Annotated in this window: 10 protein-coding genes and 4 pseudogenes; 6 read left to right on the forward strand and 8 right to left on the reverse strand. The window is 67.9% G+C overall.

Annotation, left to right across the window (positions count from 1 at the left end; genetic code table 11):
* Window positions 1-35 precede the first annotated feature (35 nt).
* The 3 genes and pseudogenes from OG395_RS01670 to OG395_RS01680 form a co-directional block, all read right to left on the reverse strand.
* Window positions 36-140: pseudogene (locus OG395_RS01670) on the reverse strand (restriction endonuclease); the annotation flags it as partial.
* An 866-nt stretch (window positions 141-1,006) separates the two neighbouring features.
* Window positions 1,007-2,443, reverse strand: coding sequence for a group II intron reverse transcriptase/maturase (gene ltrA / locus OG395_RS01675; protein ID WP_327241270.1), 1,437 nt, complete (start codon window positions 2,441-2,443; stop codon window positions 1,007-1,009).
* Window positions 2,444-2,988: 545 nt separating this feature from the next.
* Window positions 2,989-4,189, reverse strand: a pseudogene (locus tag OG395_RS01680) (RNA-guided endonuclease InsQ/TnpB family protein).
* A gap of 50 nt (window positions 4,190-4,239) precedes the next feature.
* Between OG395_RS01680 and tnpA the strand changes: the two are divergent.
* From tnpA to OG395_RS01700, 4 genes are all read left to right on the forward strand, one after another.
* Window positions 4,240-4,668, forward strand: a complete 429-nt coding sequence (gene tnpA / locus OG395_RS01685; RefSeq protein ID WP_327241271.1) for an IS200/IS605 family transposase — start codon at window positions 4,240-4,242, stop codon at window positions 4,666-4,668.
* 128 nt (window positions 4,669-4,796) lie between these two features.
* Window positions 4,797-5,036 (forward strand): hypothetical protein, encoded by a 240-nt coding sequence (locus tag OG395_RS01690; protein WP_327241272.1) that lies wholly within the window; start codon window positions 4,797-4,799, stop codon window positions 5,034-5,036.
* 541 nt (window positions 5,037-5,577) lie between these two features.
* Window positions 5,578-6,141, forward strand: coding sequence for a hypothetical protein (locus OG395_RS01695; protein ID WP_327241273.1), 564 nt, complete (start codon window positions 5,578-5,580; stop codon window positions 6,139-6,141).
* Between the two features lie 206 nt (window positions 6,142-6,347).
* Complete coding sequence (locus OG395_RS01700) at window positions 6,348-8,126, forward strand: S8 family serine peptidase (protein ID WP_327241274.1); 1,779 nt, start codon at window positions 6,348-6,350, stop codon at window positions 8,124-8,126.
* A gap of 519 nt (window positions 8,127-8,645) precedes the next feature.
* On the opposite strand, the pseudogene OG395_RS01705 reads toward OG395_RS01700, so the two are convergent.
* From OG395_RS01705 to OG395_RS01715, 3 genes and pseudogenes are all read right to left on the reverse strand, one after another.
* A pseudogene (locus OG395_RS01705) lies at window positions 8,646-9,406 on the reverse strand (IS6 family transposase).
* A gap of 141 nt (window positions 9,407-9,547) precedes the next feature.
* Window positions 9,548-11,188 (reverse strand): transposase, encoded by a 1,641-nt coding sequence (locus OG395_RS01710; protein ID WP_327241275.1) that lies wholly within the window; start codon window positions 11,186-11,188, stop codon window positions 9,548-9,550.
* Window positions 11,181-11,759, reverse strand: coding sequence for an IS607 family transposase (locus tag OG395_RS01715; protein ID WP_327241179.1), 579 nt, complete (start codon window positions 11,757-11,759; stop codon window positions 11,181-11,183). The genes OG395_RS01710 and OG395_RS01715 overlap by 8 nt, the downstream gene beginning before the upstream one ends.
* Before the next feature lie 147 nt (window positions 11,760-11,906).
* On the opposite strand from OG395_RS01715, the gene OG395_RS01720 reads away from it, so the two are divergent.
* Window positions 11,907-12,059, forward strand: a complete 153-nt coding sequence (locus OG395_RS01720; RefSeq protein ID WP_327241276.1) for a PmrA — start codon at window positions 11,907-11,909, stop codon at window positions 12,057-12,059.
* 544 nt (window positions 12,060-12,603) lie between these two features.
* On the opposite strand, the gene OG395_RS01725 is transcribed toward OG395_RS01720, so the two are convergent.
* Complete coding sequence (locus OG395_RS01725) at window positions 12,604-12,837, reverse strand: hypothetical protein (protein WP_327241277.1); 234 nt, start codon at window positions 12,835-12,837, stop codon at window positions 12,604-12,606.
* A gap of 58 nt (window positions 12,838-12,895) precedes the next feature.
* On the opposite strand from OG395_RS01725, the gene OG395_RS01730 reads away from it, so the two are divergent.
* On the forward strand, window positions 12,896-13,189 hold the full coding sequence (locus OG395_RS01730; protein WP_327249752.1) for a hypothetical protein: 294 nt from the start codon (window positions 12,896-12,898) through the stop codon (window positions 13,187-13,189).
* 10 nt (window positions 13,190-13,199) lie between these two features.
* On the opposite strand, the pseudogene OG395_RS01735 reads toward OG395_RS01730, so the two are convergent.
* A pseudogene (locus OG395_RS01735) lies at window positions 13,200-13,385 on the reverse strand (zinc ribbon domain-containing protein); the annotation flags it as partial.
* Window positions 13,386-13,432: the final 47 nt, after the last annotated feature.

The raw sequence follows: 13,432 nt of genomic DNA on the forward strand, positions 1-13,432 counted from the left end.
TGCATGCACGCCCTTCGCACGGTTGGCCGCCGGTCGGCCGCCCGGAGACCTTCTCGCCGGGCTTCCGGCCAGCGTCGGCCGTAGGGGTCGGTGGCCTTGACGTCGGCGCCGTTGTCTCCGGCGCCGCCGACCTGGACGGCTGCGCGATCCTGGTGGTTAATTGGCGCAGCGTCACAGCAGCGGGTCGTGGGGTCCCGAATCCTGTCTGGTTTGTCGGCAATGCGGGTGCGCTCGCTTCGACGCCTTCGGTGCCTGGATACGCTGAGTAATTAACCACCAGGGTCCTGCGCCTGCCGAAAACCTCACCTGTCCAGTTCAGGCCGCATGCTGGTACTCGTGGAGGGTGTGGCCGAGGCGGTCGCGTCGTCGTATGTCGAGGCGGGCGATCTGATCCGGATCGGTGATCGGCGGCGTGGGCGTTGTCAACTTGACCAGTCGGTGTCTGGCTGAGGGTGTGTGTGGCCGTGGAGGGGCCGGGCGGCGGTCCTTGTGTCAGGCCGCGGTAGGCAGGGCGGTCGACATTCAGCGAACTCGCGAGAGCCTGTCCGGCCTTCAGGACCACCTGGGCTGCTCCGGAGAGCCGGACGAACATTCGGGGTGGCGTTTGGCATCCTGTGGGACTCTGACGCGTAAATAACTGTAGGTGGGTGCTGTCTCGGGCAGGGGTGTCGGCCCGGTCGGAGTCGTCTCCGCCGGGCTTTGGTCGCGCTCGGTCATCCAGCGGCCTCCATCGGGTCAAGGGTGACGCGGTAGCCGAGTTCGTTCAGCCGGGACACGGCTCGGCGTGCGGCCGGGTGCTGGCCACGTTCCCCCTATGCATCCGGCTGCGCAACGACGCCGACCAGCGCACCGGGATACGGCACCTGCACGTCACCGACCGCTTCGCAAGCGAGACGATGCCGGACGAGGACCGTGCCACCCGCCGCGTCTTCGCCGCGCGGCTGCTGGTGAAACCGCGCGATCCCGACAGCACACCCCATGCCGGCGAAGAGGCACAGCAGGAGACCTACAGCGAGGATCGGGTAGGCGGGCCGGTTTGCCCGGCCCGCCCCCACACCACCGGACATGCGGGCCCGCATCCGGCGGTTCGTCCAGCTGATCTCAGGCGAGCTTCAGGCGGGACCACGAGCCCTTGAACGACTTGTAGCTCCTGCGCATCCCAATAGGCTTTATTCATAGCGATTTCCAGTGGTTTCAGGTGGGAGGCCCGCCAGTATCGCTTGCGTTGCACTGCAACGCCTTGCTCCTGGTCTCCAAATTCGTAACCGAGCTTCTGGAGCATGGAGTTCTTGCGCTGACTGGTCTTCCACTGCACCCACTGGGCCTGCCGTAGCCTGCGGCGGGTCCAGTGATCAATCTCCTCGAAAACCCGAAGGCTGTCGGAGAGACTGAAGTAGGCCACCCAGCCGACCGAGAAACGGTTGAGTTTGTCCATCCTGTGGGCCATCGATACGCCCCACGTCCGGGAGGTGACTCGCCGAACGGTGGACTTTAGCCGTCTCACGGCCTTCCGGTCCACCCGGATCTTCACCTGCCCTTTGGCGAGGTAGTACCCGAATCCCAGGAGTGACGTCCACCAGATGGGGCACGCCTTCGACTTCTCACGATTCACCCTCAGTTTCAAGGTCTTCTCAATGAAGGCCGTGACCGAGGCGAGGGTCCGCTGCGCCGCTCGCTCGGACCGGACGAAAATCATCACATCGTCCGCGTACCTCACGAACCGGTGTCCGCGTTTGAAGAGTTCGCGGTCAAGGTCGTCCAGCATGATGTTCGACAGCAACGGGGACAAAGGGGAACCCTGCGGGGTCCCTTCCTCGTTCCTCACCATCACGCCGTCGCTCATAATCCCGGCTTCCAGGTACCGCCGAATCAACTTCAGGACCTTTCTGTTCCTCACCCGGCGAGCCACCCGCGCCATAAGCGCATCGTGATTCATTCGGTCGAAGAACTTGTCGAGGTCCAGGTCCACGGCCCAACGGTTTCTGTCCTGGACGGCCCGGCGACCAACCCTTACGGCTTGGTGGGCCGAACGCCCTGGTCGGAACCCGAACGACGCCCCAGAGAAGTGGGGATCGAAGACGGGCACGAGGGCCTGCGCAATTGCCTGCTGGATCAAGCGATCCAGCACCCGTGGGACACCTAGCATCCGCTCCCCACCATTCGGCTTAGGGATGGTCACCCGACGGACAGGAGCGGGCTTATATGTCCCCGCATCGAGCTCAGCCCATACCTTGGGCCAGTTCTGGGCGATCCATGGCCGGAGTTCATCCGTCGTCATCCCATCAACGCCGGGGGCACCCCGGTTTGCTTCGACGCGCCTGAGCGCCGCGAGAAGGTTCTCCTTCGAGAACACCGTCTCCCAGAGGGAGACCTCGCGGTGATTGTTGTCCGCGTGTAGCGCCGGCTGGTCACTGCGCCCCTTGGGCTGGGCGGTCGTATGCACCGACCCCGTCACCCCAGGGTCTGCCGGGGCAGATTTACGGCGGTCATCGTGACCTGCGCGAGCAGACACCCTTCTTCCAATCCGCTAAACGTTCGGCCCTTCCCGAGTCCTTGTCGGCCTACTGCCTTCCCGTCTCGGTACTATGACCTCTGCTGACTTCTGTCCGGCAAACCAGTGCCATTGCTGGCATCGGTCGTCACAATCCCGGCCGACACACCGTTACAGGTGACACCCGGGCAGACCTCCCCGAATAAGAACAGCAACTTTCCCCGGATCGCCGCCGCATATACTCTGCGTCTTTCTTGGTGAGAACGGGCTTCGATGCAGTCAGCCACCTTGCCCAAGACGCCTAGCCTCAAATGCGGTTCTTGTACATCGGTACCCGGTTTTGCCTCCGGCTTCCTTCGGACCCCACCTCGCGATGACGCCCTTGCCGTTCGGCTAGCGAGTTAGTCTCACCTCTTCTCATCGGGACTTTCACCCTTTAGCTGCTGCCCATGTCGGGCGTACTGACTCCTCCACCCCGTGAACGGGGTGGCTTCTCGCTATGCCGGTTGGGCTTCGCGACGGACCAGCCCGGCCCGTAGAACGTTGAGAGCACCGACTGTGTCCGCGTGCGCGCTGTGGCCGCACGAGACGCAGTGGAACTTCTCCTGTGTGGGCCGGTTCTCCTTGGCGGTGTGCCCACATTCGGGGCATCGCCGGGAGGTGTTGCGGGGGTCCACGGCGATCACTTCCCGCCCGGCACTCTCAGCCTTTGCATTCAGGATCGCGAGGAACACCCCCCATCCGGCATCCGATATCGAGCGGTTCAGTCCGGCCTTGGCCGCGGCCCCGTTGGGCAGGAAGCGGCCCGGCTGGTCGGGGTCGGGCTTCGGTTCGGGGGCCTTGCTCATGTTGCGGATCTTAAGGTCTTCGTGCGCGATGAAGTCGTGTTCCCGCACGAGGCCGAGGGCGGTCTTGTGGGCGTGGTCGAGGCGCTGGCACCGCACCTTGCGGTGCAGACGTGCCACGGCCTCTACCGCCTTGCGGCGGCGCTTGCTTCCGCGCTTGCACCTGCTCAGTGCCTGCTGAGCTGCTTCGAGCTTCGCTGCGGCCTTTCGCCCGTGACGCGGGTTGGGCACGAACTCGCCGTTCGAGCTCGGCGAGGAAGTTGGCAATGCCCAGGTCGATGCCGACCACGCTGCCGGTCGCGGGCAGCGGCTCGGGCCGGGCCCGCTCAGCGGTCAGGACCACATACCAGCGCTTGCCCTCACGCTTGACCGAGACCGTCTTGACATGGCCGACCACCGGCCGATGCCGGTGCACCTTGACGTGCCCGACCCCCTGAAAGCGGACGCGGGTGACCGGGTCATGCGCGGTGGCATCCCAACGGCAGCCGTCACCGTCCCTGGGGAACTCCACCGTGTCGAAGCGGCCGATCCCCCTAAAGCGCGGACAGCCCGGCTTGTCCCCGGCCTTGATGCGCCGGAAGAACGCGGCAAACGCCTTGTCCAGCCGGCGCAGGGTGGCCTGCTGCGAGGAGAACGACCAGCGGCCCTGACGCTCCGGGTCGCATGCCCGGATCTCCTTGAGCTGCACGGACTGCTGCCCGTACCGGACCGTCGTCTTCGAGACATGCCGGTAGGCGTCACGACGTTCCTGCAATGCCCCGTTATAGAGGGAACAGTGATCGCGGAGCATCTCACCGAGCGCTTGTTCCTGCCGGGCGGTGGGCCGCATGAGGAACTTGTACGCACGGATCATCCAGCCCACCTCCTCCGCGTCGATTCCATCGACCGCACTAGACTTGGCGCATGTCACCACGCTGGGAACCCAACCCCGATGTGCGGCGCGGCCGTCACGTAGTCTACAACCTTCACGCACACTTGGTGTTCGTCACCAAATATCGGTGCAACGTCTTCAATGACGAGATGCTGACGCGCTGCGAGGAGATCATGCGGAACGTCTGTACCGACTTCGGGACCGACCTGATCGAGTTCAACGGCGAAGAAGGCCACGTGCACCTGCTCGTGCACTACCCCCCGAAAGTCGCCCTCTCCAGCCTGGTCAACAGCCTCAAGGGCGTCAGCTCACGGTACCTGCGCGCCGAGTTCCCCGACCGCATCAACCGCGCAACCATGCACGGCCGCTTCTGGTCCGGCTCCTACTTCGCCGGATCATGCGGCGGCGCACCACTCCAGGTGGTGAAGGACTACATCGAGAACCAGAAGCGGCCCGACTGAGCGCGGCTCCGCGGGCGAGGCACTGCGGAGCGAAACTGCGGCGCTCCGCGCCGCAGGGTTCAGGATCGGATTCCCTCCCCGCCTGAAGACGGGGATTCCCTCCGAAGAAGACGGATGGACGACGACTGATGAGCGACAACCGAGGTGCCGAGGAAGCCGAGTGGCAACTGTTGTCGGAATCGGCGGCCTGCCTGGCGGCAACCCTGAGCTCGATGACGCAACGCCGTGTCGAACAGGCCACGATCTTTGCAGCTTTCGACCATGCATGCCCCGGGACGGCCGGCACTACGCAAGGCCGCCCCGTCCTCTCCGCGCTACTCGATGCCAGTTCGGTCCCGAGCCGGCTGCCGGTGCTGCGATGGTCGTAGACCGACGTGCCCAGGAGCGTTGCGGCCTGGGCCGCGGGCGCGACCAGGCCGGTGGCACCGCGCCGGGCGGCGCGTAGCCAGTCCCGAACCGTGCGTGCCGGGACGTCGAGGTCGCGGGCGATCGCGGCCTGGTCGGCGCCCTGTGTAGGAGCGAGTCCCGTCGCTCAGGGGTGCAGGACACCCCGGCAGTCTGGGCGGCGCAGCAGTCGGGCCTGCAGCATCTGCCGGGCCGCAGCGGCATCGACCACCCAGGGCACGATCACTTACCTGTCGCATCCAGTCAGCGTCACCGCGGCGCCGCCCGACCGGGAAGTGGGGAACTGGTGTTGCAGCCTGCCTGGACGATCACGTGGAGCAGGGCGGGTGCTGCGGCCGTGGGCATCGTCAACGCGTCCGTTACGCGGCTCCATCGCTTGGCGGTATGTCCCGGAATGTGTTCTTGGTCGGTTGGTGCTTTGCTGCTCGGTGGCGGCAGGCTGGCTTTCTTGGCGTGCCGCTCGTCTGTGCTTTCGAAACCGCAAGGCTCAAGGAGGAGTCCCGCATGTCCGTCTACACCCCCCAGCAGATCAGCCAGCCGCAGACCCAGCAGCCGCACAACCAGCAGCAGCTGTTCGGCCAGCCCCCGATCACGCAGCCGCAGTACGGCCAACAGCAGCCCTGGGGCCAGATCGGCCAGCAGCAGATCGCGCAGGTGGTCCAGCAGTCGATCCAACAGGCGTGCCAGCAGGCGAGCCAGCAGGTGGCGCAGCGCCTGCAGCAGTCGCTGCAGCAGATCCAGCAGGTCCAGCAGCAGCTGCAGCAGCAGGGCTTGGCCCACCAGGCGCACCCGTACCTGGCTGTCGCGCTGCACCACACCCTGCACCAGGGCGTGCGCAGCGCTGTGGAACAGGCCGTGCAGCAGGCGCTGCCTATCGCGATCCTGACGCTGGTGCAGCAGAGCCAGCAGAGCCAGCAGGGCCAGCAGCCGTCGGGCGGTGGTTACGGCCAGCAGCAGTTCGGCCAGTTCCCAGGCATGCAGCCGCAGGGCCAGCTCGGACAGTTCCCGGGCCAGGGGATGTTCGGGCAGCAGCCGCAGTACGGGCAGCTGTCGCCTATGGGCATGTGAGCACCCCGGTCGGGCAGCACCCGTTCCCTTTTCTCCCTGTGGGGGAGCGGGCCTGCCCGGCCGGATACCCCGCCGGGACGTGGCACGCGAGGGCCTCAGGCACGGCGGGACGCTGGCCGGGGAGCTCATGAACGCCCGCTTCCCGGCCGGCCACTGAAGATCCGGGGCGTACGACGACGCTTTACGTTGAGATGGCGGTTAGCTGAATGAGTGAGCAGGGCGGCAACGGTGTGAAGCCGGGCAACGGCAAGGGCGGGAAGAGCTCGCGTGCGCAGGGCGCGGTGGGCGAGGCCGAACAGCAGCCGCCGGCCGCAGGCGGGCCGGGCGGCACGGGCGGGGAACGCCGCGAGCGGCCGGAGGCCGGTGTGCCTGGTCGGGGTGTGCGGGCGGGGTGGGGCCGCTACCTGGTCGCGCCCCGACCCCTGGGGCTGCTGGGCGGTGGGGTGCCGCCGATCGAGGCCTCGGCGCTGTTCAAGCTGCTGGAGGAAGACCCCGATGTGGAACCGGTGGCGCAGGTGCGCCCGTCGCGGTCGCGCGGGTTGGGGGCGATCGCGGAGCCGCATCCGGCCTGCCCCCCGGTCGCGGTGGTGAAGATGCCCCAAGAGCGGGCCCGCGCCCTGGCCGGGAACCCGCAGGTGGTCGTGGAGATCGACCAGCCGCTGTCCTACACCCCCATCCCCTCCGTGGGTGTGGGCCCGGTGCCGGTGATCGACCCCATGCTGGCGGTCACGCTGGAGGAGCCCGAACAGTTCACGCTGCGAGTGGTGGGCGGTGACGGGGATGCGGTGGCCGGGGCGCATGTGTGGGCGATCGGCACCGGCGGCCCCGTGCACGGCATCACCGGCCCGGACGGGCGGCTGACGCTGACCCTGGCCGCGGACACCCCAGACACCCTGCAGGCCCTCTACATCCGCCCGGTGGCCGGCTACTGGCCAGGCCGCACCGGCACCCCCCAACCCGCGGGCAACGGGGAGGCGGTAGTTACGGTGCAGGCCCTGGCGGACACCTTCGAGGGCTTCCCCGGCAAGGCGCTCACCGGCTGGGGCAGCCAGGCGATGCGGCTCAACCAGATCCCGCCGACCTACCGCGGCGACGGAATTAAGATCGCTCTGCTCGATTCGGGGGTGAACACCGCCCACCCGGACCTCAAGAGCACCATTCAGCACGGTCACGACTTCACCGGCGCCGGAAACGGCACCTGGGGCCTCGATGTGACCGGGCACGGCACCTGGTGTGCTGGCATCGTCGCCGCGGCGGACAACAACGCCGGCATCGCCGGGATCGCGGCGGAGGCCGAGGTGCATGCCCTGAAACTGTTCCCCGGCGGGCACCTCAGCGACCTGCTCGAGGCGGTCGACTACTGCATCACCCACGACATCGACATCGCCCAGATCAGCCTCGCCTACCCCCTACCATCCCAGCTGGCCGCCTGGAAACTCGCCGACGCGCGCGCCGCCGGCATCAGCGTCATCGCCCCGGCCGGGGACACCGCCGGGCCTCTCACCCACCCGGCCGCGCTGCCGGGGGTCCTGGCGGTGGGGGCAATCGCGCACACCGGCACCTATCCCGTGAGCAGCCCGCTCACCGCGGCGCAGCCGCCGTGGCCCGGCCCCTACCCGGCACCGTTCACCCCCACCGGCCCCGGCGTGGACCTGGTCGCGCCCGGCGCGGCAGTCATTACCACCGCGCTCGGCGACGGCTATGCCGCCGTCGACGGCACGGCGATCGCCGCCGCGCACGTCACCGGCCTGGCGGCGCTGCTGCTGGCCCACCACGACCACCTGCGCACCCAGGCGGCGCCCCGCACCGCGGCCCGCGCCGACCTGCTGTACCTGCTGCTGCGCACCGCCTGCCAGCCCCTGCCCGGCGCCGACCCCCGCCTGGGGGCCGGGATCGCCGACGCCCCCACCGCCCTCGGTATCCCCGCCAGTTGGCAACAGGACTACCGGGCCGAGGGATACGCGGCGGCGCACCAGCGAGGCTGACGGCACGACGCCGTCACAGACTCCGCCCCCCCTTGCCGCCATACCGCCACACCCAGGGGGGTGGAACGCGGCCGCCGAGCCCACTGTCAACCGAACAGGTCGCGCACCCGGATCGTGCGCACCTTCAGCCATCGGGCCCGGCGCGCCGGCAACCGCCCGCTCGCCGCGGCGAACGAGACGTCCTTCGGCGGCAGCGCCTCGGCGCGGGTGGCCTTCCAGAAGTCCAGCCAGGCATCCGCCTCGGTCGGGCCGTGGCCGACAGCATCGGTTGTCTGTAAGAAGCTGTTGTCTTTCCGGACTTGAGGTCTGCGTTTCCGCTGGTCGGGCGTAGGGTCGGAGGTTCCGTGGGAGTAGTGGCCTGTCGTGCTGTCGCTCCCCGGGAGGTCGTGGATGCCATCGGTAGTTGGGCTGTTGGAACAGCGTGAGCTGGGTGCTCGCCGTCGGTGTTATCAAGTTGTCTATGAGCAGGATGGCTGATGGTGCATCAGGTCAAGGTGGGGTGAGGTGGCGGGCTCTGGGTCAGGCCGTGGCGGGCATGGCGGCGGTCCCGGTGATCTGGTTCCAGGTGGTGAAGCGATGCTGCATCTCGGCGCGGTAGTCGGGTGCGGCCATCAGGTGGCGACGGGGCCGGAAGCGCGGTGAGATCTGGCTGAACGCGGACAGGAACCTTTGGGTTCCGCCGGCCGAGCGGAAGCCCTTCATGGCGCGTTCACGCTGCCTCGTCGGCTGGTGGCTGTTCTCGGCCCGCGGTTGTTCAAGCCCTTGTGGGAGCGGTGCTCGACCGACGACATCAGCTCGCGGTGCGCGACGCCGTAGCTCTTCAGCTTGTCGGTGACCAGCACCCAGGGCACCCGGCACTGCTTCTTCATGAGCTTGGCCATGAAGCGCTTCGCAGCCTTTGCGTCCCGCCGGGACTGGAGCAGGATGTCGAGCACGGTACCGTCCTGGTCCACGGCCCGCCACAGGTAGTGCCGCACCCCGCTGATCTTCACGAACACCTCGTCGAGATGCCACTTGTCGCCGGCCTGGGGACGGCGGCGGCGCAGGGCCGCGGCGTACCGGGGGCCGAACCGGTCGCACCACCGGCGGAACGTCTCGTGAAAGACGACGATCCCGCGCGCGAGCAACAGCTCCTCGACTTCGCGGAAGGACAGGCGGAGGCGGTGGTACAGCCACACCGCATGGAAGATGATCTCCGGCGGGAACCGGAAACCCCTGTAGGACACCGTCGCTTCGGTCTCCACGGCCGCCCCCTGGTGATCAACAAACCCGACGATCATCCCAGCCCCAAGGCCACCAGCTCAACCTGACACTGCCACCGCGACACTGGACGTGTGCCCGGAGACCGAACGCGTCCGGCTGTCCTACCGGCGGGCGGAGGAGATCTTCGAGGAGAGCACCCGGCTACTGGCCAACCGTTCCTAAACAGTGTCCAGGAGTGAGCCTTGTACCCACGTCCCGGAACTGCGCGCATCCCGAACGGTTTTGGATGCGCTGGTCCCCCGCGTTCTCGTTGTCCCTGTCCGGTGACGCGCATCGTGTGCACGCTCCGCGACGGGGCGGCGGGTTTCCTCACGCCCTCGGTCACCATGATCGGCCTGGAGGGTCCGATGCCCAGCACCATCACTCTGGTGATGCTGGGGCGGTGCCGTCCGTCGCCGGATCGGGTGCCCGAGGGCGCGTCTGCCAATGGCCACCGAGGCGGCGTCATGGCGAGTCATGCTGCGAGTCTTGCTGATCAGGGGCTTGCGCCAGTGCTGGTCGCCCCACATCGAGGTGTATGCCGGGTCGACGGCGACGATCGCGATGCCGTGTTCGGCGGCCATGGAGACGATGCGGGCCTTGAGCTTGCCGGTAGGCATACCGCAGATGAGTTGCCGGAACCGCTTCTTGCGGCCGTGCTTCTCGCGGGTCTTCTCGGCGGCGAAGTCCAGGTTTTCGATGCCGATCGCCTGCGCGCCGGTCTGCTTGGTCCAGTGCAGGAGGCGGGTGAGGGCGTGCCGGATCTGGGCGTCGCGGTGGTCGGCGGTGCCGGACAGGTCGTAGTGGAAGCGGCGCGGGTCGCCGACCGGGTTGCCGTGCCGGTCGAGCCGGTAGGCGGCGAAGTGGTCGGCGTTCGTGTCGACGCCGACCATGCCCTTGGCGCGGGCGGTGGCCGGCGGCATCGTCTGCACGGCGGGCCTGGTCCACGAAGCGGTGAGATACCAGCGGCCCCGCTCAACGTGGTAGTGGATGCGGTAGGCGACGGCACGGTTGGCCTCGGTGCGGTCGCGCCACTCGTCCCCACGGTGCGCGAACGCGACCTTGGAGGCAAGAACGTACCGGCCATGCTTACTGTTGGCCAGGTGGGCGAGCGGGGCGGGCATCTTGATCGACACTTCGCCGTCAGGAGTGACGCGGATCGTCTCGTTCCCGAAGCGTTTTCCGGACTCGCCGTCCGCGGCGAGGAACCAGCGCTCAGCCTCCCAACGCTGACGCCACTCGCGCTCGGTGAGCTGCGCGGCCTGAAGGTTGTGCCGGTTCTTGAGCAGCCGCCGGCCGCCGCGAACGACACGGACATGTCCGGTCTTCCAGTCGTCGCGGGCCACGTCGAGGCGGTGTTCCAGGGTGGCCAGGCGGCGGGACTTGTGGAACCACTCGCCCTTGGACCGGTACCCGCCCGGCCCCCGCTTGCTGCCTTTCTCCCCGATCGGGAGGGACAGGCGGTGTCGCAGCGTGCGGATACCGGCCTCAAGGTTCTGGACATGGGCGAGCAGGCAGCGTCGGGCCAGGCCGTACTGGTCATGCGTAGCCTTCGTGATCGCACCCGCGATACGCGACGACGACTGCTCGGTCAGGTCACGCTTGCGGGACGCCCACGCGTCGTTGTCGTGCTTGTGCCCGGCTTCGCAACGGGCCTTGAGATCGAGACAGGCCAGGCGGCCCTGGTGCTCGCCGACCAGACGCAACACCTTCTCGTCCTTTGGTGTGAGGTGCTTGAGGCGGTCGCGTAACGCCACACCGGACGGGCCGACAGCAACGAACGGCAAGTCGATGGTACGGAGCTGCTTCTTGTCAGCCATCGGCAGCCGCCGCTTCCAGTGCCTTCCTGGCACGGTTCTTCGCACTGCGGCGGCCGTACAGGCGGGCACAGAACGAGGTCAGAACCTCCACCATGTCGCGCACCAGGTCGTCTTCGACCTCGCCGTCATCCAGCACAACGAGTCGACGGCCGGTTGCAGCCAGAGCGGCCTCAACGAGTTCGACGTTCATACGGCCCAACCGGTCTTTGCGCTCCACCACTACCGTGGTCACCGCAGGGTCGGCCAGCAGGCGACGGGCCTTGGCGCGGGCGCCGTTCATGCCCGAAGCGATCTCGGATTCGACGCGCACGACCTTATGCCCGGCCTTCGCGGCCCATGCCGACAAGCGTGCGGTCTGCCGCTCCAGATCGGCCTTCTGGTCATGGAAGGAGACACGGGCGTACAGGCCCACGCCACCGGTCACGGACGGTGAGGTGTTCGCATCGATGTTCACCAGGATCGTGCGCGGCCCCACTCGCTCCGCAGGGACCGGCAGCGTGCCCTCACGGAACCAGCGGTACGCAGTACGCGGGGCGACCCCCTGTGCGCGTGCCCATTCCGTCAGGTTCATACACCAGATCATACGACACTCCTGACACCTGAAGGACACTCATGGACACTTAGTCGAGAGCAGTTCCTGACCCCCTCGCCTCACCCGAGGACATCGACGAGCTGGAGGGCTGGACGCTGCACCGGCTCCGGCACTCCGCGCTCACCCATGACGCCGAGCGCGGGCCCCTCCACCCCGATGCTGCTGGCCCGCTCCCGCCATGCCTCCGTCCGCTCCCTGGAGCGATACGCCCGCCCCGGCGTCGACGCGGTCGCCGCGCACGTCGCCGCGTCTGACCCCGCCGCCCGCTGCCGGGGTTGATCACAGCGGCCTACAGAACGTTCCCGGAGTATTCCTGCGGCCTCGCAATGCCTCAAATCATGCGGTTCGGTGACATCATGAGTAATGAATTCCGCGTCATGACGGTCGTCCGACCAGGCGACACCTGAGCCTCTTCCTGCCTGTCAGCACGGGAAGGCGGTGAGCACGTGAGCGACACCGAGCAGGAGCCCACTGCGTCCGAAGGAACAGAGGCGGAGACCACCCCCGAGGAGTCACCGGCCACGACTGAGGCCGGTCCTGCAGAGGGCGAAGAGCCGACCCCCGCGGCTGAGGAGACCGGGGCTGAAGAACCCGCAACCCCCGCGGCTGAGGAGACCGGGGCTGAGGAACCGGCTCCTACCGCGGCTGAGGAGACCGGGGCTGAAGAACCCGCGACCCCCGCTGCCGAGGAGACCGGGGCTGAAGAACCCGCCACAGAGGAGTAGGAGAAATGCTGTGCGCGACGGTCGTCGCGCACAGCCACGACGGCAGTCTCGAAAGCAGGCTCGGAACGCCCTGCATCCCGCCGTGCGAGGGGCAGAAGTCAGGATGCTTGCAGCGCCGCCGGTGCCACTGCGGACGGGTCCCCGCTGGCCACCCACCGGAAGCGGGCCATCATCATCATGTCGTCGACGTTCTCCCGCACGGACCCGTCCACGATGCCAAGACCGTCCGGGCGTTCCCGCAGCACCACATCGCCCGGCTCCGCATCATCCATGATCTGCTGGTAGTCCGCCGAGTCGGGGTAACCCGAGAACTCGTACACCCAGTGGCCCATGCCTGCCATCCTGCCGGGAACACCGAGCACCCCACTGATCAGGCACGAAGGCGGTGGGGTGGATCCGCCCGAAGGGATCAGAGGCATTGCTGATCACACAAGTCCGCGGCCCGGGGGCCTGGAGCCGTCCGCGCAGCTGCGGCAACTGGTCGTCGTCCCCGCGGGCAAGCGCCTCTCCGAGCTAGACCGGCTGCGCCGCTCGCCGCGCGACATCTCCGCGCGCCGAGTGGGCAAGGCGCTGGAACGCTACGAGTCGCTGCGCGCCTTCGGCGATCACGCCTGGAACCTGGACGCGATACCCCCGGGACGGCTACAGGCCCGCAGGCTGAGGGCGCCAGTCCGGCGTCCTTGATGTTCTTTGCGGCGTTCACGTCGGCGTGGTCGGTGTGGGTGCAGGCTGCGCACGCGAAGGCCGCTCGGCTCCTACGGTTGTTCGCGTCCGTGTGACCGCAACGGTTGCACCGCTGCGACGTGAAAGCCGGGTTGATCAGGGAGGCGGCGGTACCGGGCCGTCTCACCGGCTGTGACCGCTGCCGGGCTGGGTGCACGGTTTCGCTGAAGGACGGCAGACCCAGCCTCCAACGTTCGCTACCCG

Source organism: Streptomyces sp. NBC_01320 (genome assembly GCF_035974375.1).
GTDB classification, from domain to species: domain Bacteria; phylum Actinomycetota; class Actinomycetes; order Streptomycetales; family Streptomycetaceae; genus Streptomyces; species Streptomyces yanii.

Coding starts and splice junctions, on each gene's coding strand:
- tnpA (WP_327241271.1), top strand. CDS start 4,240: ATGTCACCACGCTGGGAACCCAACCCCGATGTGCGGCGCGGCCGTCAC.
- OG395_RS01710 (WP_327241275.1), bottom strand. CDS start 11,188: ATGGCTGACAAGAAGCAGCTCCGTACCATCGACTTGCCGTTCGTTGCT.
- OG395_RS01690 (WP_327241272.1), top strand. CDS start 4,797: ATGAGCGACAACCGAGGTGCCGAGGAAGCCGAGTGGCAACTGTTGTCG.
- OG395_RS01715 (WP_327241179.1), bottom strand. CDS start 11,759: ATGAACCTGACGGAATGGGCACGCGCACAGGGGGTCGCCCCGCGTACT.
- OG395_RS01700 (WP_327241274.1), top strand. CDS start 6,348: ATGAGTGAGCAGGGCGGCAACGGTGTGAAGCCGGGCAACGGCAAGGGC.
- OG395_RS01720 (WP_327241276.1), top strand. CDS start 11,907: ATGACGCCGAGCGCGGGCCCCTCCACCCCGATGCTGCTGGCCCGCTCC.
- OG395_RS01695 (WP_327241273.1), top strand. CDS start 5,578: ATGTCCGTCTACACCCCCCAGCAGATCAGCCAGCCGCAGACCCAGCAG.
- OG395_RS01725 (WP_327241277.1), bottom strand. CDS start 12,837: ATGGGCCACTGGGTGTACGAGTTCTCGGGTTACCCCGACTCGGCGGAC.